At 66.6% G+C, this 25,817-nt stretch carries 15 protein-coding genes; 4 read left to right on the forward strand and 11 right to left on the reverse strand.

Annotation, left to right across the window (positions count from 1 at the left end):
• Positions 1-396 precede the first annotated feature (396 nt).
• Positions 397-1,050 (reverse strand): DUF6338 family protein, encoded by a 654-nt coding sequence (locus G3I65_RS44760; protein WP_160701482.1) that lies wholly within the window; start codon positions 1,048-1,050, stop codon positions 397-399.
• 381 nt (positions 1,051-1,431) lie between these two features.
• Here G3I65_RS44760 and G3I65_RS44765 point away from each other — a divergent pair, with 381 nt between their 5' ends.
• Positions 1,432-1,674: a hypothetical protein gene (locus G3I65_RS44765; protein ID WP_160701483.1), complete on the forward strand. Its 243-nt coding sequence runs from the start codon at positions 1,432-1,434 to the stop codon at positions 1,672-1,674.
• A gap of 262 nt (positions 1,675-1,936) precedes the next feature.
• Here the strand turns inward: G3I65_RS44765 and G3I65_RS58480 are convergent, their stop codons facing one another.
• From G3I65_RS58480 to G3I65_RS44790, 7 genes are all read right to left on the reverse strand, one after another.
• The gene (locus tag G3I65_RS58480) at positions 1,937-2,068 is read right to left on the reverse strand and encodes a hypothetical protein (protein ID WP_255482073.1); all 132 of its coding nucleotides are present in this window, start codon (positions 2,066-2,068) and stop codon (positions 1,937-1,939) included.
• A gap of 1,471 nt (positions 2,069-3,539) precedes the next feature.
• The gene (locus G3I65_RS44770; protein WP_160701484.1) at positions 3,540-6,410 is read right to left on the reverse strand and encodes a DUF499 domain-containing protein; all 2,871 of its coding nucleotides are present in this window, start codon (positions 6,408-6,410) and stop codon (positions 3,540-3,542) included.
• Positions 6,407-9,136 carry a DUF1156 domain-containing protein gene (locus tag G3I65_RS44775; RefSeq protein ID WP_160701485.1) on the reverse strand — a complete coding sequence of 910 codons (2,730 nt, stop codon included), beginning with the start codon at positions 9,134-9,136 and terminating at the stop codon, positions 6,407-6,409. Before G3I65_RS44775 ends, G3I65_RS44770 begins: the two co-directional genes overlap by 4 nt.
• A 35-nt stretch (positions 9,137-9,171) precedes the next feature.
• A complete protein-coding gene (locus G3I65_RS44780; protein ID WP_160701486.1) occupies positions 9,172-12,405 on the reverse strand; it encodes a helicase-related protein in 3,234 nt (1,077 codons plus the stop codon).
• 940 nt (positions 12,406-13,345) lie between these two features.
• On the reverse strand, positions 13,346-13,597 hold the full coding sequence (locus G3I65_RS44785; protein ID WP_160701487.1) for a hypothetical protein: 252 nt from the start codon (positions 13,595-13,597) through the stop codon (positions 13,346-13,348).
• A gap of 687 nt (positions 13,598-14,284) precedes the next feature.
• A complete protein-coding gene (locus tag G3I65_RS58485; protein ID WP_255482074.1) occupies positions 14,285-14,410 on the reverse strand; it encodes a hypothetical protein in 126 nt (41 codons plus the stop codon).
• A 137-nt stretch (positions 14,411-14,547) separates the two neighbouring features.
• Positions 14,548-14,826 carry a DUF3040 domain-containing protein gene (locus G3I65_RS44790; RefSeq protein WP_160701488.1) on the reverse strand — a complete coding sequence of 93 codons (279 nt, stop codon included), beginning with the start codon at positions 14,824-14,826 and terminating at the stop codon, positions 14,548-14,550.
• Positions 14,827-15,422: 596 nt separating this feature from the next.
• Between G3I65_RS44790 and G3I65_RS44795 the strand changes: the two genes are divergently transcribed.
• On the forward strand, positions 15,423-15,737 hold the full coding sequence (locus G3I65_RS44795; protein ID WP_160701489.1) for a hypothetical protein: 315 nt from the start codon (positions 15,423-15,425) through the stop codon (positions 15,735-15,737).
• 36 nt (positions 15,738-15,773) lie between these two features.
• On the forward strand, positions 15,774-16,658 hold the full coding sequence (locus G3I65_RS56665; RefSeq protein WP_203612680.1) for a hypothetical protein: 885 nt from the start codon (positions 15,774-15,776) through the stop codon (positions 16,656-16,658).
• A 3,963-nt stretch (positions 16,659-20,621) separates the two neighbouring features.
• Here G3I65_RS56665 and G3I65_RS44805 read toward each other — a convergent pair.
• Entirely contained in the window at positions 20,622-21,626 is a 1,005-nt protein-coding gene (locus tag G3I65_RS44805) for a DUF11 domain-containing protein (protein ID WP_160701490.1), read from the reverse strand.
• 638 nt (positions 21,627-22,264) lie between these two features.
• Between G3I65_RS44805 and G3I65_RS44810 the strand changes: the two genes are divergently transcribed.
• Positions 22,265-22,891 carry a VC0807 family protein gene (locus G3I65_RS44810; protein ID WP_166641375.1) on the forward strand — a complete coding sequence of 209 codons (627 nt, stop codon included), beginning with the start codon at positions 22,265-22,267 and terminating at the stop codon, positions 22,889-22,891.
• An 885-nt stretch (positions 22,892-23,776) separates the two neighbouring features.
• Here G3I65_RS44810 and G3I65_RS44815 read toward each other — a convergent pair.
• Positions 23,777-24,466: a response regulator transcription factor gene (locus G3I65_RS44815; protein ID WP_160701492.1), complete on the reverse strand. Its 690-nt coding sequence runs from the start codon at positions 24,464-24,466 to the stop codon at positions 23,777-23,779.
• Positions 24,467-24,757: 291 nt separating this feature from the next.
• The coding region (locus G3I65_RS44820; protein ID WP_203612681.1) for a catalase family protein at positions 24,758-25,817 on the reverse strand (1,060 nt) is incomplete at its 5' end.

The following is a 25,817-nucleotide window of genomic DNA, read 5'->3' on the forward strand; positions in this document are numbered from 1 at the left end:
AGCCTCATCGCGGGCTGTATTGACCAGCTCCGCCACGGTCGGGCAGGCAACGCCGCTGCAGTCGTCCCGGGGATCCGTCGGCCGAGCGGTTGCAGCGCCCGGCCGCTGGCGATTTGACTGCCTGCCTCCACGCGTCCGGCCCGCGGCGCTGGACACCCGACGAGGTCAGCCGTCGCTATCCGACGGGGTGGTGGCCTGGAACCCTGCGTCCGAGCCCGCAGCAGGCTCGGCGGAAGGCGGCGCGGCCGCAGCGGGCGTGGAGCCATCCGCAGGCCCGGAGGTCATCGCCGGCATCACGAACGGCGTCTCCGGCGCGGGGTAGCCGGCGTTCCACCATTTGGGGAGGATTATCATGGACGGGAATCCGGTAAGCGGCAGGGGATGCATCGGAACTCCTTAGAACGCCTTGATGTCGATGTACTCGATCTCGGGCCAGCGCACGAGAAGGCCTCGCGCGTCGGGCAGGGGAACAGTCTGGTTCTTCTCGTCTAGGACGAGTTCTCCGCTGTCGGCGTCGATGGTCAGACCGACGGCGAGGTAGAGGTCGCCCTCCTCAGGGTGGGCCGAGGCGTAGGACCGTCGGCCATCCAGGCTCCAGCCGTAGTAGCCGGCCAGCCAGGTTCCCGACTTCAGCTTGATCCGGACGATCGCCCGTTGGGTGTGGCGCCACATGTAGTCCCACGCCCGGGGCTCGGGGGCGGCGCCCACGAGCAGGACCGCCCACTTCTTGTGGTGCTTGTGGCCCCAGCCGATGGTGCTGCCAACCGCGGTGGGCAGCAGCACGTAGCCGATCGAGAGTCCTTGCAGCAGCCACACGTTGGCGGTGCCGTTGCCCAGTCGATGCTCGGCGATCAGGTAGCGGTAGAGCTGGTACTCGCCGCCGGCCAGCAGCGCGTGGATCGCGGCGGAGGCGGCCAGGAACCGCACGAGCCGGTCGGAGAAGCTGGCCGCCCCGTAGCCGTTGGTGACCCGTTCCAGTGCGAAGGTGTAGGCGGCGCCGGGCAGCAGCGCCAGCACTGCCACGAGCAGGCCCTGGAAGGTGGAGATCATGCCGGCGGGCACCCGCCCGTGGCGATCGGGACGGCGCAGCTTCGCAGGTGCCCTCCGGCAACGGTGATGAACGCCGTCTCGTGGCTCGCCACCGCGATCCCCCTCTCGTCCTTCCCAGCCGGTCCGATCGTTGTCCGGCGATGGCGTGAAACCGTACCCGAGGGCACTGGCAGGAGCCGTGTCGACGCCCCCAGCCGTGCGCGGGTGGGGCGCGCGGAGCCGGGACAGCCTCTCGGACGCGACGTCGCCCTGCAGGTCGCCGCAGGTCAGCGGCCGCTGGCGGGCGGGACCCGACGACGGCCCGTCCGACCAGTACCGGCGAGCCGCCGCTCCGCCGCGGGGACCGCACGGCGTGAAGAGCTTTCTGATGAAGGGCTGACCGTGCTCGCCCTCGACGAGGTTAATGCGTCTCACACCACGATCTGGCGCTCGGCCGAGAGCCTGTCCGGACCGCGCACCGGCCGCTCCGATCTGGTGCGGCTTTACGCCCCACCCGCGGCGGTTGGCCAAGACCCTCTGACTGAGTTGCTGACCGCCTCGGCGAAGAGCCAGAAGATCATCGAAGGCGTCGACGACGACCCCCACCTGGTGCGTACAGACCGGGCAGTGCGTCTCCCACTGTGAATCACGGAGGGCCAATGCCTCGGTAGGCGTCACGCAGCGGACGTGGACGTGACCGCCCCACTGGGCCGGAACGCCGGGCATGAAGTCCCCGTCTCCGGCACCCGAACCGAGCCATCTTGGAGGTGCTGCTCGTGGGAAGGGCATCCGCGTCTAGGCAGCCGCGTTGCTCGGCATCAGCCGTGCGAGGCTCTACCACAGGTTACGGCGTTACCGGCTTGAGTAAGCGTTCACCGGAGGTGCAACTGAACGCAGGTGGAGGCCGTCAGGTGTTCGTGCCGCAGGCTGCTCGCGTTGCCTGGTCGAGCTCGAAGTCGGCGGGCATCGAGGCCTTCACGGCGCGCGGACCGTCGTCGCCGACGTCGTAGGCGGACACCGACGCTGACGGGACGTCCATGGGAATGTTGTCGGCCAAGCAGGGGATGGCCCGAATCGATGTATCCGGAGTTGTCTTCTGGATACCAGAGGGCAAATCCCATGTTGACCGCGTTTTCTGCGCGTCCGACACGAACCGGCTGTCGGCGCTCTCCTGGAGAGTGCTTGGGCAAGCCAGCCGAGCACTCCGCTCGGATGTCGGGTGACGAGCAGCCAGCGATTCGTCACCCACCTCGCGTGCTCGGTCGTTCCCGTCGCATCAGGCTGACTGTCGCCCAGGCAGTAGCCCGTGAAGCCGAGGGGACAGCCCTTGGGGAAGCGGCCCGTCAGGTTGTAGCTCGCCGACGGACCGGAACGGCTGTTGAGTCCCTTTTCGGCATCGACGAACCCGACATAGGACGAATTCCGCAGTGTGACACCAGGTTCGTGCTGTTGACCGCCAGGCCAACGATACTCGCGAAGGCTGCCAAAGCGGCGACCCAATCGGTCCACACACAACCACACTCCGAGCGCGGCGCCGAGCGCCAGGGTGCCGGCGGCGATCGCGTCGACTCGCCCGACGTGCCGCTGTGCCGTAGAGCACGCCGTCCTGGACGAGGAAAATCCTTGCGCCGATGATGACGAGCCCCGGCAAGAACACCACGGGTCAGGTCAAGATTGCGCGCATCTTGGTCCTTTGGGGAGTCCGAAGGACGCCCAGCGGGTGTCCGCCGACTGAAGTCGAGACTTGGCTGCGAGCTGTTACGGATGACCGCAACTCGTGTAGCTGTGCCGCAGCCCACGACGGGGTCTGGGGCCGGCAGAGCGAGCGCGTATCGAAAAGCGCCGTCGTGGTGCGCGCGGAGACCGAGTCGACGCTTGTCGACCAGGGCATCAGCGGCGCCGACCTGGCCGAGGCTACCCGCCTCCACTGGGGATCACATACTGTGGCACGCCCGGTTCGGCGACGTCCGGCGGCGGGGCGCGTGTCACGGAAGGGGGGCAGGCCGTAAATGTCGGGTGCCTGCCGTTGTGGTTGCCGATCAGGTGCTCGGCGGGGCCCTACGATGGTTCGATGACGTCGCCGTTGGTGCGCTTCTCGCCGGCTCGACTGTTGGTGGGCGCCGGTGCTGCGTTCGTGGTGTTCGGCGATCAGCCGAAGCCCGGAGGGTCGGGCATGGGATTGGCGTGGCGTGCGGCTCTCACTGTAGGCGTAGCAGTAGATCCTTCGGAACGCCTTGGTCGGCCCCGTCGGTTCCGGTGGATTTGCGGTGGGAGTCGGGATCCTCCTAGGCCCGTTCCGGCAAGTTCGCTGGCGCCGTTGGCGGAGACCAGATTCGGGGCATGGCCGAGCACTCCGGTCATGCTCGCATTTGGCGATGGTGAGGCCGCGCGGATCAACTTCTTCGACCGCGAGCGATATCGCTTCCCACACCTGCACCGAATCGAGCCGGAAGAACTCCATGTCGAGGCGCACACCCGCTCGGAGCGCGTCCCGGATCCCTGCGGCGTCACTAGAAGTCGTCGTCTTCCACGGTGATCTGCGCGCCGAGTGCTTCGGCTTTCGCTTCGATCGCACCTTGGTCTCCCTCGGCGGTCACCAGGGTGAGGTCGAGAGTGAGAAGCTGGTGGTCCGCCGCGGCCGCGGGGTCCATTACCTTGCGAAGCTCCTGGAGCAGCTGCCAGGCGCGTTCGCGCACCTCCGAGCCGGTGATGCTCTTGTTCGTCAGCCGCAGCCGGTACCGCTTGTAGGAAGCCGGCCCCGGCGTCGGCCGGGAGTGGGGGTTCGGTTGCGTACGGCCGGGCTCCTCGTCCCGGACCACGTCGGGCGACGCCGGGCCCGACGAAGGTTCCGGCTCTGGCGTTCGGCGCCGCAGAGTCTGGTTGATCGACGTGATCGCGATCTGTCCGGCACCGGAGACGGCGAGCGTGTCCCCGTCGGTGTCGACGAGCTCCCAGCCGTCGGACACCAGCTCGTACAGCACACGGCGGATCTCATCGGTCGACGTGACCAGCGGAAACGCCGGATTCTTGTAAAAGGACTGGACGATCTCACGAGGTGTCAGCGTGCGGTCGAAGTCGCCGAGCAGCGCGGCCAGGTAGTCGACGGCCAGGCCAGCAGGCTGGGTCGCACGCCCGGCTTCGACAAGGGCGTTCCAGACGTGACCACCGTTGAGGGCGGTCCGCGATTCGTCGTCGAACCGGCCGTACTCCACGTGCAGTTCGCCGGCACGCACCAGGTACGCGTAATGCTGGTAGGCCCGTTCGATGTCCCGCCGCAGCTTGATCAGGGCCTCGCCGAGCTTGCCGCGCGCTTCGTCCAGCTCGTCCTCAGTGTCGTCGGTGAGCTGGTGGACGACCTCTCGCCAGGCGAGTACTTCGGCAGCGCGCTTGAGGGCGGTTTCCCGGCGCTGGGTGTTGACGCAGGCGACGACGCAGCTCGCGGCGTTGTCGACGCGCAGGGGGTGGTCTCCCAGACCGAGCAGAGCCGTGATGTCCTGCCTGCTGGCGGTGTCCTTGCCGTTGAGCAGCGTCCAGCGCCGCGGGTCGAGGAGGATCAGCCTCGTCGTGGCGCTGTCGATTCCTTCGAACACCTTCCGCAATGGCGTTCTGTCGTCACCAGGCTGGTCGACCGGGATGAGCTGGTCAAAGGTGACCTTCGAGGCCAGGTCCTGCGCCTGCTCCCACAGCAGCTCGCTCCGGGCGCCGGGCGGGACGAGCGCCATCGCCGACGTGAAGTACATCCGGAGTGTCTGCTTGATCGACAGGTGGAAGCGGGCCTGGGCGTTGCCGGGCGAACTCGACTCGAGCGCGCCCAGTCCCTCGTCGCCGGTGAGCTTGTTGAACACCTCTTCGGCGGCCGGGTACGGCACCGGTTCGCCGGCCGGTCCGAAGACGGCGTGCAGCAGTTCTGCCTTCGTTGCGCCGCGGCGGCCTTGTCCACGGCTGACGAGCGAGTAGCACAGGAGCGCGGTCGCCATACGCGTTGCCGGGGCAGGTTGGCTGACGGCGACGCCGTCGCGCCGGAGCACGATGTCGACGTCGACGGCGCGCCCGCCACGGCCGTCGGTGCTCGTGATGTCGGTGTTGGCAACGGCTCGGTAGCCTTGGATGGCCCGGTCGTTGTTGAGCAGCAATCCGGAGGAGAGAAGCTGCTCCAGCGCGACGGTCAGCGGGATGTCACCCACCCCGATCAGCGGCGGCGCCCACCGGCCTGCTTTGTGCTCGGTCGACCAGTGCAGTGCCGTACGAGCGAAGATGGCGACGGTCGAACGGACCCGCTGGAACCCGGCGACCTGCGACCACTCGTCCCGGACCAGGCGCATCAGTTCCGGGTGGAACGGGTAGCTGGTGGCGATCCGCTCCTCGACGCCGGACAGCCCGCGGTTCGCTCCGAGCTTGTCGAACACTTGCTTGCGCCAAGCGTTGTCGGCGGCGGCTCCATATCGCCGGGACAGGTCCCGGACCGGGAGCTTGGCGTCGGGCAGCTCGAACAGCCGTCGCCGGATGATTGCCGAGAAGTCCTGTGCCTCCGTGACCGCGACGGTCTGGCCGTTGCGGACCAGCCGGGCGGCGACGTAGTCCCGGAAATCGGCGGCTTGCGGTGGGTAGCCCCGCTCGTCGAGATCGGAGCGGATCATGACGACAACGAAGGCCACCCGGGGTACGTCGTCGCAGGCGTCCATCAACGCGTTGAGAAAGGCCTTCTCGCCGGGCATCGTGTCGATGTGGGCCACGTCGGAAAGATCCATGACGTAGTCCATCAGCTCATCGAGCAGGATGAGTACCGGCCGGCCGGCCTCGGCGAGCGCCAGTTGCAGAGTGCTCTTGTTCGGGCCACCGGCGAGATGACTGCGGTAGCGGTCCATGTCACCGCCGACGATAGCCCAGACGAACCGCTCGAACAGGTTCTTCGCCGGGCCGAACACCTCGCTGGTCCGGCCGGGACTGAAGTGATCGGCGGTGAGCGTGACGGTTACGGCGTCCGTGAGATCGATCTTGGTAGCGCCGCGGCGGGCTTCGGCGTGCACCTGCCGGCCGATGTCGGTCGCGAAGAACTCGTCTGGTGCGGTGGCCATGTGGTGCAGGCCGACCAGCGCGTGGCTCTTTCCGCCGCCCATGCCCTGGTCGAGGTGGAACAGGGCGGGGGCATCGGCATCGGTGCCCAGCCGCCGGGCGACCCGGGCGAGGAACCCGGTCAGGTTCGGCGTCGGCTCGGTGATGTCGCCGTAGTACCCGACTTTGCGGTAAGGCACGTCGACCGTCTGGTAGACCGCCTTGTGCAGGCTCATCTGGAGCTCGCCGACGGATCCGTCCGACGATCGCACCTCGGGCCGCAACCGGAGGACGTCGGCCCAATGCGCGGAGGATTTGCGGGTGGTCACCTCTGCTCCTCTCCGAAGGACAGCGCGAGCTGCGTTCGTGCTTCCGTCTCTTCCGCGGCCGCCGCGATCACGTGCCCGATCATGGTCCCGATCGTCGTCGCGTTGCGCTGCACGGCCGTCAAGGCCTTCGCCACCGGTTCGGCGGGTGGCAGCTGGCCGACGATCTCGGCCACGACCGCCCAGAGGTGGGCGTCGTTGGCGGGCCGGTCGGCAGCCGCGATGACGCGGGCGACGGCCTCGGTTCCGCCGTCGTGCCACGCCTCTGCCATGGCACGGGCGACCTCGAAGCCGGACGATCGTTCATTGACGGTTCCGGGCGCGTCGAGCCGCAACCGGAAGCCGCTCTTGCTCTCGATCAGGAGCGGCCCGCGCATGTCCTCCAGCCGCAGGTTGTCGGCTTGTGCGAGGAACCGCGCTTCACCTTTCGGGACGTCCGAACGTCCGTGGAGCCGTTGCCAGAAGACAGCGAAGCGCGTGGGCGCGTCAAAGGTCTCCAGCGGCAATTGGTCGACTTTGAGCGCGCTGGCGTCTCGCACCGCGGTGCGGGCGAGAGTCAGGTAGCGCTCGAGCTGAGCCCGCTCGCCGGTGGGGAGCAGGACGCTGCGATACCGGCCGTAGATCTCCATCGCCGGGCCGTGGGCGGCCATCAGCTGGTCGGTGAGCGCGAGCCCGTCGTTCTCCCATTGCTGGACCGCGGCCTTCACGGCGGTGGTGACTTCGCGATCGACCTGGGCTGCGGTGGCGACCGAACGCCGCGCCGGGGCGACGCGGCAGCCGATGGTGAGGGTCACCTTGATGCTCGCCACGCCGGTGTTGGACGTTTCAGATCGCGACGGCCAAGAACTGGTGACCACGAAGCCGGCGTGTTGCAACGCGCCGAGCAGACGCAGCCAGGCATCGGGATCCGAATGGCCGAAGACGACGACGAGGTGACCGTCCGGCCGTAGGACCCGGCGTGCCTCGTCGAAGGCACGCGAAAGTGAGCGCTCGTAGAACTCGCGATCGTGCCGGATGCCACCGTTGTAGACCCGGCGGACGATGATCTCGTTGTCCTTGTTCTGCAGGTCCGGGGCTACTTCACTGCCGATGGTGTCCGCGAAGAGGTCCGGCTGGATGTCGCCGAGGACGCGCCGCAACCAGACATAGAAGAAGTCGGAGGCGTCGGAATACTCGATCATGTCGTAGTACGGCGGATCGGTCACGACCGCGTCCACGGTTCCGTCGCGGAAGGGCAGAGCCATGGCGTCGGCCCGCCGCAACCGAGCCGGTTCGCCACGCCGAGCACGCAGATGAGCCGCGAGTGGGCCCAGGCCCATCTCGGACAGTCCGGTCCACGTGCCGGGGCCTTCGGCGACCCCGGCTTCGAAGAAGTCGAACTGGAAGGACAAACTGGCCTCATTGGTGAAGATGTGATCGATCTTGACCCGGTTCTGCTCGGAACCGTCCGGCTTCCCGTGGGTCCGCAGCCGCGCGCCGCGTGTGGCGTACTTCAGCATCCGCATCAACGTCGCGGCGGCGAACCCCGCGAGGGCATCGGCGTATTCCGCCGAGATCCCCGACGTGACCACGTCCTGGTGACAGTCGCGAATTTGCTGTGCGATCGTGCCAAACAGCAGCGCCTGCCGGTCGCACATGAGTTGTCCGTAGCCGACATAACCGTACCCGCTGGCCCGCACAGTGTGGACGTTGCCGGATGGGATCCGCTCGTCGGGGATCGCGGAAAGCGCACCTGCTTTCGGGAGCACGGCCGGGTCGGCCGCGAGCGCCGCCTCCCGTTCTTCAGCGCGCAGGGTGCGGAAGAGTTTCTTGGTGTTCTTGCCGCCGTCGGCGAAATCGGCGGCAACAAGTGGTTCGTCACGATATTGTCCGGCGAAACCCTTGGCTTTGATGGTTTCCAGAGTGTGCAGGTGGCCGCAGAAGGGACAGTGGGCGCTCTTTCCTTTCCTGCCCGACGAAGCGTATGTCGGTCGGCTGGTGGCCGGTCCTGCGACGACCTCTATTCGCCAGGCATCGGCATCGAGTACCAGGCTCATCGCCTGACCGGCGTCTTGCGTGCGCCGATATGGGTGGCGCAACGTGAAGCTTCCGATCAGCGGGAACCGGCGGCGGCACTGGTCACAGGGCATCGATACAGTCCACAGGTATCCCCACGGGACTCGGCCGCCGGAGTCGGCCGGGTAGTGGGTCGCGAGAGCAATCCTGATGCGACGACCGATCTCCTCGTGGAAGATGCGGGCATCGAGGACCAGCCGGTCATGGTCGGCAAGGGGACGCGTAGAGCTGCTGGGGAAAGGCAATTCCGGTTCCGACGACCAATCCTGCATCGCCCAGTCCGCGAGCAGCCGGCCGGCCAGTGTCGCAACGGGACTCAGGTCGCTGCCGACGGCGATCGCACCGAGCCGGACAGCTTCGAGTGGGATGATTCCCCGGCCGGAGAACATGTCGACCACGACCGGAGGGCGGCCACCGTAGTTGGCCCGGACAGCCTCGGCGAGCTGGTCGAAGGCGCTGGGTGCGCCTTCTTGGACAGCCCTTTCGACCCAGGGGCGCAGCGATGCGTCGTCGGGGAGCAAGGCCGTCAGCACCGCGGCCCGGGCCTGAGCGATGGGCCTGGACGCGAACCACGGGAAGATCGCTTTCTCGTTCCGGCCCGATCCCGCGGGGGAGCCGACGGCCGCATCGACGACCGCGCACGGGAACCAATAATCGATCAACCGCTCGCGCACGTCTGTACCAGGCGCTGGTGCGGATTTCCTGCTGGTCACTGTTCTCCCCTCATCATGCGCCGCAGTTCGGCGGCCTTGATGCGGAACCGTTCGATGCGTCGTGGCCCGGTCGCCAAGCGGCCGGCCGGGTCCTGTGCACGCAGGACTACCTCAGGGGCGGTCGAGCAGTTCGTGACGAGGTACAGCCAGTAGTCCTCGCCGCGCTGCTGGGCTTGCGCCCACTCGTGCTGCTCGAGCCAGATGGCTTCGAGGCCGTGCTGAAGGCCCTTGACCTCCACCAGGCGCTGTTCGCCGGTCCGGGCCTGGCGAGCGAAGAGGTCGTAACCGACCCCGGCCGTCTGCCGGTCGTCCACGAGGAAGCCGAACCGTTCCAGCTCCTCGAGCACCGTGGCGATGGCGATCGCTTCGCTGTCGGGGTCGTAGCCGAGGTCGGTAGTCCGCGCACCCGCGCTCACCTGGGCCCACCCGGCCAGACGTATTCCGCTGCCGTTGACCTTGGCGATGTCCTTCAGCTGGTCGATGCGAACGGCCTTGAGGTCGGTGAAGGCGTTGCGCCGATCTCGCCGGACCTCGGCCGGCAACTCGTCGAGTTCGTCGAGGTAGCGGTACTCGACCTGGTCGAGTTGCTCGTGTGCTTTCCCGACCCACGCTGTCCGCTCGGCGCGAACGCGGTCGACCTCCCGGGTCAGCGCCGCCTGCGCCTGGATCGCGCCTTCCGCACGCGCCGCGGGTGGCAGCGTCGAAGTGGCTTCCGCCGGTACGGGCGCGCTTGAACGCAAGGTCATCAGTGATTCCCACGCGATCTCGAACGCGCCCGCGCCGGAATAGCGGATGAGGAGCGGGGTCTTGCGGCGATGGCGCCGGATCCCGTCGTGCGCTTCGATTTCCGCGTCGTAGATCAGCAGGAGGTAGCCGGTGAGCGCGGCGGTGTCGGTCAGCCGGGTGCCGCGGACCAGCTCGGTCTCTCCTTCGCGCACCGCGAGACCGACCAGCTCGCCGAACGGCTCCTCGGTCGGGCCGAGGACCACGACGTCTTCGAGCCCGTGGGCGCCGTCGTTCACAGCTCGCCGCACCGACGCGCCATCGGCCGCGACCAGCCGGTCGAGACCGCCGCCCAGGGCGGGTGGCAGAGGCTGCCGAGCCACGACGTCGCGGATGCCCTTCGCCGGACCCGGACCCAGCGTCCAGCCGCGGGCCCGGGCGAGCTGATCGACGAAGGCGTCGACGATGACCGGGTTGATCGCCTCCAGCCGGTCGGCGCGGAACCGGGCCATCGCCTCGGCGGTGTTGGCCGGAGTGTGCAACCGGTCCTCGTCGGCCACGAGTTCGCGAGCCGCGTCGAGGAGTCGTTCCGCGCCCGGCAAGGGCACGTGCGTGTGCGCTCCGCTGCGCTGCGCTTCCACCAGCGCGCGCCCGTAGTCGAACCCGGCACGGGCGGCGGTCGCGTCGAGCAGGTCGAAGATGCGCCCGCCCAGCGATCGGCCGGCCTCTTCGAGGTTCTGGAGCATGACTTCCTGGATGCGACCCTCGCGAGTGGCGGGCGCGACCAAGTGGTAGACATGCACCGGGTGCTTCTGCCCGATGCGGTGCAGTCGGCCCATGCGCTGCTCGAGCCGGACCAGCGACCACGGTACGTCCCAGTTCAGCATGACGTGCGCCGACTGGAGGTCGATGCCTTCGCCGCCGGCGTCGGTGCTGACCAGCACCTGGAACCGGCCCGCGAGGAACCGCTGCTGCAATTGGTCCCGGGCCGCGTGGCCGACGGCTCCTTCGAGTGTATCGGTCGTGAACCCGGCGTCACCGAACTCACCCGCCAGCCACCGCGCCGTGTCGGCGAACTCGGTGAAAACGAGCAGCTGGCCCGAACCGGGCCGAATTCCGTGTCGCTCCATGAGTTCCAAGGCGCGGAGCCACTTCGTGGGAGGCGTTGCCGCAGCCCGGTCGAGGGTCTCCAAGACCGCGGCGATGCGCGCGACCTCCTTGCCCTTGTCCTTGCTCCGCGCCGCGACGACCGCGTCCTCGGCACGCTGCCAAACGTCGTCGTCCGGGACTTCGAATTGCAGGTCGGAGCCCGCGCCGATGAACTCCTCGGGCACCGGAACGTCGGTGCGGGCGCCGGCCGGGCCCCGGACCACCTCTTCGCGACGGCGGATGGTCGAGGTCGCCGCAACGATCGATGACGCCGCGCGTTTGCCGTAGATGGAACGGGCCAGCGTCGCCTTGTCACCGTAGAAGGCGTCGACGTAGTCCATCACCGCCGTGTATGCCGCCTCTTCGGGGCCGGTGAGTCCGATCTGGACGGTTTCGGCGTAACGAGCGGGGAAGAGCGGGCGTCCGTCGAGGTCTTTGAGCTCTTCCTTCATGCGGCGGAGGAAGGAAAGCTTGCTCGGGCGAAGTGCCGCGTGGTAATCGGTCTGCCGCGGGTCGAACGGGTACAAGGTCTGGTCGAGCAAGTTGAGCAGGCCGCGGAAGAAGTGTTCCTTGCCCCGGTGCGGCGTGGCGGTGAGCAGCAGGAGGTGGTGGGTGCGTTCGGACACCTCGCGCGCTGCGCTCAAGTATTGCGAGGTCGGAGTCAGCCGGTGGGCCTCGTCGAAGACGGTCAGCGACCACGAGGTGCGGGCTCCGGCGACCTTGCGTCGCACATCGGTGTTGTAGGTGAACAGGTCGACCGACACGATCCACACGCTCACCCGTGGGTCGAGGTCCTTCGGGTCCCGCGCGAGCTCGGGAGTGAGCCGGTCGGCGTGGACGGCGAAGTAGCGTCGAAGGTCCCGTCGCCACTTTTCGACCAGGTGGGCAGGCACGATGATGACCGTCCGACCGGGAATCAGCCCGCGTCGGGTGCCCTCGGTCAGGTACATGCCGGTCATGATCGTCTTTCCGGTCCCTGGCTCGTCCGCCAAGAGGAAACGCAACCGGGGTTGTGCGAGCATGTGGCTGAAGACGGCTTCGTCCTGGTGTGCGTAGGGCTGAAGCGGCCGTGTCGCCAGCACCGCGGACCGGATGCGCGGCACGGCGTACTGCATCCACCGACCCCACAAGCCGGTCAAGGCCCGTTCGGGGTGGCCGGCGGCATCGTTCACCGGGATGTGAACCTGCGCCAGGTCGGCGGCGTCGAGTGAAGCTTCGTCGAGAGTTCCGTCGCTGCGGCGGTACACCACGTCGGCGCCGGTCAGGCTTGCAGTGGTGGCGACAACGGTGACGAGTTGACCGTCGATCGTGACTTGCGTGTTCGGCTGCGGCAGAGCCGCGGGTTCGTGCTCCGTCATGATCGGACCACGGCGTGTCCCCGCAGGCGACGGTGTTGAACGCTCTCCTCTGCCGTCCGCTGCACAGTTCCTCGGCTTTCCGTAGCTGGACTTGAGCGCTTGCCAAAGGCGAGTGCTGCGTTAGCGTCGACTGCGTGTCATTCGAAAGGAGCAATCCTGTCCATTCGGACACCGCTCGCGATCACCTTTTGTCAACTGATGTCGAGGTCGATCTTCGCTCAGGGGACGTTACGAACCGCAGATTGCGGATCGGTAAAGCTGGCGCCACTTCACCTGTATGTCCCAAGGTTGCTGCTCCAATCGGAGCAGCAAATGATGTGTCGAATCGGCTTCAGTCGGCGTCCGTGCGCTTCGCGTTGCATTCGACGTAGGGGCCAGGGCGAGCGGGATCCCTCGGAGACAACGAAGAGCGTGTCCGCCTGGGCGGCACCGCTTTCCAGGCAATCCAAGTGGAGCGGGTCGTTGCCATCCCGGCCGGGTGGCTGCAGGGAGCGCATCCCGGCGGTCGCGAGGACTTGCTCTTGCCCTTCGATCGGCCAGTTTCCGACGAACTGGGTACCCGAGCTCTCGGTTCTCGATCACCACGGCGTGGAACATGTGCCGTTTACGTGGCGGTGCCGCCGGCTTGGGGCGAACCTCGCGCGTCCTGCTCATTCGGTTGAGACCCTGCGGTGGAGTACGGTGCTCCGGTGTGGTCGTCATGCCAGTCCGCAGTGGCACGGTCGACCTCGACATCGAACGGGTGTTCGTCGGGACTGTCGGGGCCGGGGCGGATGCCGGTGCCCTTGAGGTTGGTGAACGAGGGGCCGATGGCCCAGGTTTCCCGGACGATCGAGAGGAGGTGCGCGCCCAGGAGGGTCCGCGTAGCCGTCGTTGATCTCGGTCTTGCGCTACAGTCGTCCACCGGGAGCGACCTACGCCTTCTTCGGGGGTAAGGACGTCAGGCCAGGGAAGAAGAACGACCAGTCGACCCGCACGGTTGGTACGCTGCTGCCCGTTTCAAGATCTCATTCTCCGGCTCGAGCTGCTGGTTCTTCCGCCACGCGGCGACCGGTTTGTCGCCCAGACGAACCAGCTCGACGGCACGCTGATAGAACTCGGGCGGCTGTGGCGCAGGCGCCAGAAAATCCTCCCTGGTGATTCCCGTGAGTTGCGGCGACGTCGAGCGCATCGCCACAACGATGTCGATCACGAGCCAAAGTCACCGTGATCTTCACCCTCTTGCTATGCAACGTGGCCGGTCCATAAAACTTGGGCCAGAGTCACTTCACACAAGGCACCATCGCTGATTTTTACCGGAGCAAAACAAATCTTATCGGTTGCTGGAATTGTGATAAGGCACCTTATGGGGTCATCGTTGCGGAGTCTGGGTCGTCGCCCCGGTCCACCGATTCGTCGCCATTGCCGCCGCGGCGCCGGTAGGCGCTGGTGGGGAATGGCGTGCCGCAGGATCGCGTCGCGCGTGGCGTCCGCGATGTGGTCGGCGCGCGCGAGCATACAAGCCAGCGTTGCCGTTCCCGGCTGAGCGTCGGACGCCGGTTCGCATGTCGGCGACGACGTCTGTGTGCCTCGACATCGAGAGTGCCGTGTGGACACCGCCGACCCCGAGGTGATCGGCAGGGGCGCCAACAGCGGAATCCTCCCGCCGCCGAAGATCATGATCTCGCTGCTTTGCGGAGTGAGTCGCTTGCGGCGCAAGGCTGGTCGTCAGCGCGACGGCCGTGGCCTCTCGGCCGGTGAGGACGGCCAGCCGGCTGCTTGGGTGCCGCGCGGCGCTTTCACGGAGCGGCGTGACGTGCGGCAGGAACACTACAGGGCCGGCCGGGAGCCCGTGTCAGGCCACGCTCGCTCGGTGGTCGCCCGTCGTGGCGCGGAATCATCACTCGGTCGGCAAGACCGCAGCGCTGATCACGGCCGCATGGCGGCGCAACAACTGCATCGGCGCAGCGAGCGCGCTCCCGTCACTGGCCACGCCCACGATCGGACCGCCGTGGAAGGCCAGCACCCGCGGATGATGCCGGGGTCGAGCAGGCCATGCTTGTCGGCGACCTTGAACAGGTACTGGAGCCGGTCACGCAGCCCTTGCAATTCGTCGTCTCGCTCATCGGCCTCAGGTCCTTCGGCCGGCGAGGGAGCAGCCGTTCACGATGAGGACCCGCCACGGCACCAGACGAACCAGCCGAGGGTGGGTGCGGAAACCGCGACGGCCGCGCCGATGACGGCGACGTCGGGTATGCCCAGCTGGAGACCGGCGACCGTGAGCAGAACACCGACGGTCAGGGGACTGAGCGTGGCCATGAGGACGAGCCAAGAGGGGACTTGCTTGAAGTCGGCGAGTTGCTGGGCCAGGCAGGGGCTCTCCTCGGCGAGACGGTGTGCGATCTCGTCGAGCTGTCGTTGCTCGTAGTCGTGAAGTGTCATCGGGACCACCTGAATGCTCGTCTGATCCGGTGGCTGAACTGCACGAACTCTCAGTCATCGACCGGTCGGTCCAACGGCGCCAGACTATATTCTCCGTCGGCTTGCGACCAGGCGTTGGTGTGGATGTGCACGAGAGGGTTCCCGCTGGCATGCCTTTTCGGACATGGGGCGGGGGTGGGTGGTGCCTAGACTGCGAGGTACTGCGAGGAGGATTTGATGGACGGTGTCGACGTTTTGCTGCGTTCGGGGAATTGCGGCTTTTCCCATCTGGCGCAGACGGCGGAGGGCACGGTTGATCTGGCTGGTCTGGTCGAGGGGGCTCGCCAGGTTGACGAGGCGATGGCGGAGGCGTTCGGGGAGGCGCTTGAGCAGCTTGCCGAGCCTGCCGAGACGATGAAGACCGTCGGCGACCTTGGTCCCGACAACTTGTTTCAGCGGCAGGCGGATTTCAGCGGCAGGCGGAGCCAGCGCGGAACGCGGCGGCGAGCGAAGCCGCCGGTACGGCGGCGACTGCTGGTGCGGAAGCGGTTGAGGGCTGGTGTGGGTTTCTGCGGGGGAACCAGCTCGGCGGGGACGGGACCAAGGAAGGCTGGCCGGTGTTCCGGGCCGGGTTCGTCGGTGCTACCACCCAGGCGGGCGTGCCGGACTTGGCCGAGATGCTGATGGTGGAGGTGGAGGGCCCGAGCGATCCGGCGGGAGTGCTGACCAGCCACGGGGTGCCCGTGGGCGCTGTGGCCTCGCCGGCCGGTCTTGGCGAGGGGGCTGGGGCGACGCCGATCGCGGCGGAAACGGCCACCGAGCTCGCCCGGGCGCCCGCCGCCGACGGGATCGATGTCGCTGCGACCGACCCGGCAGTCCTCAACGAGATCATCCGGAGAACGGTAACGGCCGCCCTGCAACAGCAACGATGACAGCCGCCCCGCCGCTGTCGTGATCGAGGAGGACCAGTGGCCAACTCCCAGCAGCGCACTCATCTCCAGCAAGCGATGACCAACCTGGATACCCAGCAGCTCCAGCAAATCACGGAAGACCCCCAGATCGTCACCGCAGCCGTCGTCGCAGCCCCGCCCCCCGCGCCGGCGCCCGGCTACGCCCAATCCATCACCACAGCAGCACCACCACAGACCCCCGAACAAGCACAGCAGGCGGCGCAACAGGCGCAGCAGCAACAGCTCGGGTACGGAGGGTCGATTACAACTTCGGTGCAGCCGCAGACCACCGAACAGGTGCAGCAGCAGCTGCAACACGCGCAACAGCAGGCGCAGCAACAAGCACAGCAGCAGGCGCAGCAATGGGCGCAGCAACAAGCGCAGCTGGAGGCGGAGGAACAGGCGCAGCAACAAGCACAACAACCGGCGCAACAGCAGGCGCAAAAACTCCTCTCGAAGCATGTGGTCGAAGTGAAGCAAACGCCAGCTTTCACGGCGACGCTCGTGAATAAGTCAAATGAGCCCCAGTACAAGACGAAGGAGCTTACGCTGGCGGATGCCCTCCGTGAGTGGCAGTACAACGTTACTTGGGAGCCGAAAGACAGCGTGAATATTCTTGGCGGCTTGGCGATGATCGGCGGGGCTGATGTGGTCCACGATACCAGTGGAATACGCCCGGGTGCTTCCGACGATCCGACCGGAAGAAAGAAGAAAAAGGAAGCGCTTGATACTGCAATTGACACTTGGCGTGACAATTGGGTCGGACCCCTGACCAAAATCGACATCCTCACTCGTGACGGCCAGGTCGGGGTGCTTCGAGGGGCGCTTGCGGAAGCCAAAAGGATTATTGGTGAATTTCAGGTTGAATACCGGGAGCTTGAGCCTTGGTTCGACCTTGTCTGACGTTACTCGACGCTCTGTCACAACGTGATCACATGGACGTGTCGCCGGAGGTGGAGGTGCCTGCAGTTCTCGCATGGTCTCGAGGGGGTAGTGCTGATCTGTTCGTGCGGGCCTTCGTGCTGCCTCGATCTTCGACGATCGGTGAGACGTCGACACAGCTGGTCGACCGCTTGGGGGAGCATGCCGCCCGGCTGGCCTGACCGTCGGCTCCCACGTCCGGCCGGATCGTCGTCGCCGAACGGACAGACCGCGTTCGTAGTGTTGCCGACTGCGCGGCGCAGGATCTTCCGGCGTAAGCGGCTGCGGTCGACGTGGCGCAGCCGGACGAGCTGCGCTGCTGATGCATGTCCGGGACTACGACTTGCCCTTGTTCGCTGATGCCGACAAGGGATAGGACGCCATCGTCCATCGTGTCGGACCGGCCGGGTATCGGCTGGCCCGATTTTCCGGTGGTGGCCCGCCGCAGGTCGGACGCCACTGAGATGCCCGACCGCTTCTTTCGTGACGCGGTGACTGGCTGGTGTAGCGTGCTGTTCTTGTGGTACGACGGCTGTATGGCTCCGGACGGGATCCGTCCATGACCGCACGAGGGCTGATCGACTGAGCCGCGACGACGAGGTGCCTCGCCGCCAGCCCTGGTGGGGCTGCGACGTACTGAATCGCCCCGTTCGACGCGCGAGCCGTCATGTCGGCGCGGATACCGTGCCCCTGCTCGCCCTGCTGCTGATTGCGGCCGGCAGCGGGAACCTTGCCTCCTTGACCGGCGGACGTATTCGGAGCAGGTCATCAGCGTTCTGGAAGCACCGTGGATTGCGCGTCACGCGCGCGGCTCGACACCCGACCAGGTGACACTCGCCTGGTCGCTGCGGCCCATTCGGCGGCGGTGGATCCGGACCCGGAAATCCCAGCTCGTGCCCTTGAAGGAGCACGGTGAGCCGAACTGCTGACTCGGCTCACCGTGCTGAACATTAAAACGGCCCGGCCGCGGTTTCCCGCGGCCGGGCCGGCGTTTCAACTGGGTCAAATGATCCAGCCGATGAGGTGCGCCAGGTCCGCCAGTGCGCCGGTGATGATGTCCGTCATGGAATGACTCCTCGGTGTCTTAACAGCATTTCCCTGGATTTGCTCTCGCGAGAGTGAACTCAGGTTTCCATCGAGCTGTCTTGCTGTCAACGTACTGATTTCCGCGGGACGCGTCGGAGTGGAATCCTCCCACTCTAAACGTGTGATCCATTCGTGTTTGCCTCAGGGGCGCCCCTTTGGAGTGACGCACACGATCAGTGGCAAGCGTCCGAGTGGTGACTGTGGGTAATGCAAGCTTGATCCGGCATTTCGGTGATCATGTAACTCGATCGGGTGACCGGTGGTCACGAACAGTAAATCTGCAACTGTCACTCTTTTGGCGGAAAAACGGAGGCTGTCGAGAGTCTTGTTTTCATTAGAAAGTCCTTGCAGGGCAAGGGAGTCTGGCTTGCGCGTAGGGGAAATTCGGCCGCGACATCCTGCAGTCAGGTCTTGCGCGCTGACCACCATCTGAGCTAAGGGTCGTCGACCGTGGTGAACGCGCTGCCGGCGTAGCGTCCCCGCCGACGTCGCCGTACGGGAGGGCGGCGGGGACCTGACCGTGTCGTGGCGCACTGCCACGAGCGCCACCCACCGCAAATGTGGGTCCGGGTGCGTGCCCGATCGATCCGTGGCTCATCGCCTTGCCTATTCGATCGGTGTCTGGAATGACGTCCGGCGTGCGGTGCTGTGGTCCGTGCACGTGGCCGGATGGATTCGATCCCGGTGAATTCATCGTGTCCGAGATTCGGGACGAAGTGCCAGGCCGTCGGCGTGCGCCGGCGCATCGCGGAAACCGCCGCCTCCACGCCCGGGCACGAAACGTACCAGGTAGGCCGACGTGCGTGGCCCACCACGGCAGCCCGTATGCGGCTGGTGACGGGGTGATGACGGCCGGCACCCGCCCCGCATCGGGACCGGAAGGAAACCGGGGGAGGCCTCGATTCGTCGCCGTCGCGCTGGCCACCTCGGGTCGATCGGCAGGGGCCGTCCAGATGACGTCGGATGCCAGACTTCATGCCGCGACCTACGGTGAGTGGTCTGCCCGTGACCCGCTCAGGCTGGAACGTCGAATTCGTACCCCTGTGCCACCCCGCCGGAAGGAGCTGTCCGCGCGCGGCGACGCTCTGTGTGCGGTCGCCCCCGGCATCGTGCACGAGCACGACGCTGTCGGCGCGCAGTTGCCTGGCCCGGCGAGAATGGTCGCGGCTCCCGGGCGGGTCCAGTCCCGGGCGTCCACCGACCACGCGAGCGGCTGAATCCCGAAGTACAACCGCGACCTGCCGGGCCGGCATGCTGTATTTCCCGCCGGCGCTCGGAGGCAGGTCACTTCGGACTGCGGCGCCGCGGCCAGGATCGCTGGGCGTTGCCGCCCGCCATGCAGACGTCGCGCGCGCCCGGTATACCGGAGGAGCGTGAGGACCTGCGGCGCCGACCGCGGAAGGGGACCGTCGTCGAAAGTCAGGGCGATGTGCTAGCCGGTGCGGTGAGCCGTGGACCCGACGATGTGGACGACCGAAGGCTGCGGCCGTGAGTCCTTGCCCCGTGACACATCCGTTCGAGTCGTGACGGCTTCGCCTCCTGGTTGCACGCATGGCGAGGGCTCGTCAGCACGCATGTCGTTCGAAGCTGCCTACCCGCACGCAGTGGCGACCGCGATCGCGACGGCGCAGGCAACGGCGAGGAGGATCCTACGTTTCCCAGCGCAGCGTCGGCTGGTCACTCGCCGACCATATGCGCACCGAACTACTCACCGACGCGCTCGGTATGGCCATTCTCCGCCGCCAACCCCACGGCGGAACAGCCGACGACGGTTGCGACAAGCCATGATGGAATCGTCCTGGGCACGCTCCAGCACGAACTTCTCGACTCGAAAATCTGGAGACTCGTGCCGAACTTGCCAACGCGGCTTTCGAATGGATAGTGTGCTGCTACAACGCGAAGCGGAGACACCCAAGATCGGGATGCGCAGCCCCGCCACGTTTGAGGCTCTCAATCAGCCACCAGACACGCCGACTTGACCTCACAGCCGCCGTATCCGGCGAACGGGGGGAGGCTCATCGCGTTGTTCCAGCGGGTGGTGTCGGACGGGCGCTGGGCGATGTGGTGCCGTCGCAGACGTTCCCTGGACCGTGCGCCGACCGGATCTAGTTGATGCGGTGGCAGGACTTCCGCGCGTTCCTGAGTGGCTGTCGTGCGCCCCGTGATCAGCTGGGTGCCCGCTTGGGACCGGCTGGCGCCGAACGCGTACGCCGCCCTGGACTGGGCCTGGAGGAGCGCTGTCTGACCAGCGTCAATCCGCTCGACTGGAACTGCGCACCGGGGCGCTGCATCAGATGCTTCCCCTTGAGCTGCCGGCAATTCCGGCTCGCGACGTCGCCGGGATGGTCCCGGCGGCCGTCGGCGTCGCGTCCGTGACCGCGATGCGGGGGCTGAACGTGCTCGGCCCGCTCGCGGGGCGGACCCTCTTGCTCGAGGGCGTCGCAGGAGGCGTCGGCGTTGCGGCGGTTGGGATCGCGGTGGCTCGGGGCACTACCGCGATCGGGACGGCGAGCGAGCGCAACCACGAATTCCTCACCGCTTTCGGCGTCATTCCCACCACCTACGGAGCCGGCGTCGGGGAGCGTCACTCCACCCCCACTCCGCACGGCGTCGCCGTCGCGCTCGACACCGCGGCTGGCGACGCCGTGCGGGCGGCGGCTGGGCACGCGCGAATCGAAGCGTCCTTCCCCTCTGGAGCGCGTCGCCGACGCCCGCGCGCACGTCGAGCGCGAACCTTCACGCGGAAAGATCGTCGTCTGCATCTGAGCAGGATCCGGTCGGGCGCGGTCGCGGAAAGCCGGGGAGCGACCCGGTGGGATCGTTCCCCGGCTTCCTAGCCGACCGCGGTCCCTGTGCGGTTCAGCAGCTGACGAAGGCTGTTGTGATGTCTGCGACGCAGGTGTCGCTGGAGCGGTTGTTGACCGGGTTGGCGTCGAGGGTCGGGCTGTAGACAGCCGCGGTGACTGTGTGCTGTCCCGGGGAGGTGATTTTGGCTTGGAAACTCAATGTCGCTCGCCCCTCGGCGGCGACGTCGCCGACGTTGCAAAGGATGTACGTGGCGCCGTTGTAGGTGCAGGATTCCGGGTTGTTCAATTTGACCTGGCTGACACTCGAGGTGTCGGGCAGTTGTATGTAAAGTACGCTCTTCGTTGCGACTTCCGGTCCGGCGTTATAGATGGCGGCCGTAAATGTCACGGTGGGGAACACTGCCCCGCTGGTATTGGCGTAGAAATATACGCTCGGGTCCGTCTGTGCTCCTGTTCCCGTGGCGTAGGTCTTGAACCCCAGGTCTTGGGCGAAGTCTCCCGACCAAGCAGGAGGTGTGCTGTACCTCCAGCTACCACCGCCGAGGTAAGGGTTGTTCTTCGCGCCGTGCCACTGCGCAGGGTTGCTGTCGCCACCATGCAGGACGATGGCGTACTGGGTTCCTGCGGTAACGGCCTGATTCAGGGCAACGGGAACCCAGCCGCCGGGGAAAGCGGGAACGCTCCCGATGGGCACGGTGTAGGTCGACAGCACATCAGCGGGCGCGCCATCGGCAGTCACACTGCGGATTTCCATCGTCATATCGTGGGCTGACGACAACCGGCTGAGGTAGAGGTCGACTCGGTTGAGGGTGCCGGTGATCGCTGATGTGAAGGTTTGCGCTGCGGGGCTGGTTTGGGTGATCGAGTAGACGACCCCTTGAGAATCTTCTTGTCGCTGATCGAGCGTTTCGGCATGCGCGATGCCGGGGGTGACCAACGCCAAGAACACAGCCGTCATCGAGCTGAGTGCGCCTATGCGTTTCAGGCGACTGGAGCGGAAAAATGACGTGTTGCGTTGAAACTTCAACGAGAAACCCTTTCTGGGGGCGAGGTTCATTGCCGGTGCAAAACCGTATCAGTCTTCCCAGTCGCTGGGACAAGTCTCCGGCTCGTGCTACCCCTTATTGGAGTAGGAATCGGTCCAATCGATAACAGGCTTGTCAAGTGGCGTGCGTACTCGGCCATCGGGGTGAATTCGAGCCGGGCGGACGTGACCGAGCATCCACGGCCTGCGGGGGCGGCTTCGGTGTGCGGGCTTGACTGGACTTCCGGAGTCCTCCGCGCGGTCGTCCAATCGGACGACGCGGCCGAAGAGGGCGACTTGACAGAGTTGGGTCTGCTGGCGGGGGCGGATGTCGCATCGGGACGGGGCGGTCAGTGAGCAGCGGGCATCGTAGGGGCTGCTGCGCTCGCCGCAGTGAGAACAAGCTTTAGGGGAGTCGCAGAAGGTGATTCCGGCAAGGGCTCTGGTTCGAGGTCTCAACGAGCCGCCGACCGGCGATCGCCTGCCCGGCTCCAGCGTGCAACGTTGACACGGTACTCGAGGGAATCCGGTGGTGCCCGAATGGGACACCGCGAGCGGACTGGTGCCTGGCCCTCACCATGTCCCGGAAGGGGCTTGTCACGCCTGCCCGTAGTTTTCGCTCTATCATCGGCAGCCACACCCACTTTCTCCAACAACGACGGAGAGCTGCCATGGCCGGGAAGTCATCTGCTGGACTGAACTGGTTCCTCACCATCACGCTCAACATCGTGCTGCCGGTCCTCACCTACGCAGCGCTGGCCGGCCAAGTGGGCGAAGTGGCCGCATTGCTCCTCAGTGGGGTGTGGCCGGTCGTGGAGATCGGCATCAGTTACGCCCGGACCAGGCATATCGACGAACTCAGCATGATCACCCTCATCGCACTCGCGGTGAGTACGGTCGCCTCACTCATGTTCAACACGCCGAAGTTGCTGTTGCTCAGGGACTCTGCGCTCACCGGTCTCTTCGGATTCGTCTTGCTGGGTTCGCTTCTGGCACCCCGGCCGCTGATGTTCTACTTCGGACGCAAATTCGCCACTGACGGCACTCCAGAGCGCGTTGCCTGGTGGAACGGGCTGTGGCAGTTCGAGGGTTTCCGTCGCGGCCAACGGATGCTGACCGTAGTGTGGGGTGCGTCATTCCTCGCCGAGGCCGCGTTGCGGATCGCGCTGACGTACGTGCTGCCGACCGAGGTGATGGTCGTGCTCAACAGTGTGCTGCCGCTGGTCGTGATGGCTGCGCTGATCACCGGAACGATCGCGTACGGCAAGCGACGCGCAGCCGCGGCACAGGGCGGCTGAGACACCTCCGGCGGACTCGGGAGCCTTACGGCTGCCGATCCGGTCACCATGTCCCCCGAGTGCCAGGTGCGCACAGACCACGTCGTTGGGAACGTCTGCCGGATTTGGTACGCCATGCCGATGCTTTGCGCCGGCGGCGCCGAGCGATCGAGCCGATATGCCAGGTCGCCTGGCGTGCGGCCCTGATCATCGCTCCACCATTTCCCACTGCCAGAGGGTCTGCGCAGGGTCTGTTCAGGCACTCGGCGGCCTGGCGGTTCTCAGGGCGCGAATCGGAAATCGCCGAAAGTGCGGCTGACGAATGCCAGCCGTCACTGTAGGCATCATTGCCGCGCCCACAAGGGTACCCGTTGCCGCCCGAACGGTACAGGAAGTGACGCGCTGCCGAAGAAGCCGACGGTAAGTGCCTGTGATCCTGCCCCCTCGGCTCTGGCTGTTTCCGAACCCGGGGATCACGTTGGAGCGATGACCGCGTTCGCCGCCGAGAGAGGTTGTGCCGTGAGGCTGTACATCGTCGCCGAAACGGACATCGCCCAGCGGCCGTGGACGGCCGTTCCTCGCGGCGTGTCCCTGACGGTGTCCGCCTTGGCGCCGGATCGTGAGGGGTGGGGGTCCGATGCGTCAGTCGATCACCGGCCACTGCCATCGCACGTCCTGGCGGCGGGAAGGGCGTGCCCAATCTCCACCTCGGGCCGTGTCGGCACGATCATCGGGGCTGGCTTCCGGTCGGCGGTGAACCGATCGCGCAGTCACACGTGCTCCTGCGCTTTTGGTTGTGCGAACCGGCAGCGGAACCGTGTTCGGCAGCTGGTCATCACTGGCTTCGCTGGGCGGCGGCTGCCGAACGGCGCCGGAAGTCCTGCTGGACGATCGGCGTGGTCGCGGTCAAGTCGTCGGGGGGATTTCCGCGCCCGGGAACCCGACCAGGCCGAGCTGGTATCCGCGGGCCACGGCGTGCGCCCGGTCCTGCGTCTCGAGCCGGTTCATGATGCGCTTGACGTGCTTGCGGATTGTCTCCGTAGTGACTCCCAGCTCGTCCGCGATCTCGGCGTTGCGCCGTCCGGCCGCGAGACGCGTGAGGACTTCCAGCTGGCGGTGAGTGAGCCGGTTGCGCTGTGTGGGGACCGCGTCGGGTGCAGCGGGCAACCACAGCGCGAGCTGCGGGTCAACGAAGGGCTGTTCGCCGAGGCTGGCGCGAATTGCCGAGACCATGATGTCCGTTGAAGCCGACTGGGACACCAATCCGTTCACCTCGCCGGCGCGGATGGCGCGGATGTAGCCAGGTGCGTAGTCGCCGCGTACCAAGCCGATCACCCGGACGTCGGGGCGTGCATCGCGTAGTGCGCGTATTCCGCCGGCATCGCGGTCGAGTCTGCTGTCCACGAGCACGACGTGCGGTAGATGGTCACTCAACGCGGAAAGCGCCGTTTCCATGTTGGGAGTGGCACCGCACCAGGTGAGCCCGCGTGTGCGGTCCACCAGGGCGTGCAGGCCGTACATGGTCAGCGGTTGGGTGACGATTGCCAGTACCCGCACTACAGTGCGATCGAAACGCCGGGTTTTGGTCGTTGCCATTGTTCTGCGCACCTTCGTGGTCGGGTCGGCAGCGTTGTCCGGAGAACGCCTCAGGTGGGAAGGTCGAACTCGTACCCCGGCGCCACCAGCCGCGGAAGCAGTTGCCGGAGTGCCGCGACGCTCTGCGAACGGCTGCGTCCGGCATCGTGGATGAGCACGACGCGGGTGCTTCACAGTTGTTGCTTGACCTTGGCGACGATCACGTCGGTGGGCAGCAGATCAGCCCCCACGGTTCACCGCGTGATCAACAGCAGCGACAGCTCGACGCTCACCACGGGCTGGTGGAATGTCTCAGTCCGGGAGTTCGTCGATACTCCGAGGTTCGACGCGTGGCACGGCGTTCATGGCGTGCCTGAAACTGGTGGATGCCTCGTATGCCTGGCGCCGGACACGCATGATCGAGCCGAGCGGACGGTGTGCGGCCAAGGCGTGCCATGGGTTGAAGGACAGCACGTCGTCGGCGTACACGCGGCGTGCCGCACTACCGGCGTCCTGCGGCGGGAAGCTGAGCTTCGCGATCGGCAGGTGCGGCGACTCGGACTCGGGCCACAGCACGGACGCGTCCTCGACGGGCATGGTGGAGATGTCCGTGCACAGCTGCGCCCTGAGCTCGTACTCCGCGGCGTTGTCGCGGAAGAAGTCGACGACGAGCTCTCGCAGCACCCCGTCCCCGTCGCGGTCGATCGGAACGCCGGTCAGCGTGCGGACTGGCTCGGACAGCGGCGCGGCACTGATCTTGGCGAGGTAGTCGCCGTAACGCAGGGCGGCCATCGAGTGGAACGTCTCGCCGAGGATGTGGGTGTTCGGCATGCCGAGTCCAGCTACCGGTGCGGGCTTCGGCAACTGGACCGCGTCAAGCACGTGCCCGGCGGTGCGGGCGACGACACCCGCCACCTTCAGCGCCGCATCCGGTACCTTTGCTTGTTTCTTGGCCAGGCGCATGGCCGCCAAGTACGCCTCGACGTGCCCGAACGGGATGGTCGGCTTGTTGACGAGCAGGAAGTCCTGGTTGCCGGTGTCGTCGTCTGGCAAGGCCCGCGGGCCGGGTACACCGAGAACCTTCACGGCGAACCCTCGCAGGCCGGCGATCTGGTCGCTGCGGATCTCGCCTGCCGCGGTGGACAGCCGCACCATGACGGGGTAGCTGGCCGGCTGGCCGAACAGCCCTTGCCTCAGTACGCCGGGCAGGTCCGGATAGACCGTCAGGTCGCCGCGCAGGACGCCGTGGCTCTTGGCGTGAGCGTCCCGCGTCGCATGCTGGTGCTTGTCGTAGGCCACCGCGTTCAGGGCGTGCAGTTCATCGACGATCTTCGCGACGATCTCGTCCTCGTCCGCGCGACGATGCTCGACT

The sequence above is a fragment of the Amycolatopsis sp. SID8362 genome, from assembly GCF_010550475.1.
Lineage (GTDB): Bacteria > Actinomycetota > Actinomycetes > Mycobacteriales > Pseudonocardiaceae > Amycolatopsis > Amycolatopsis eburnea.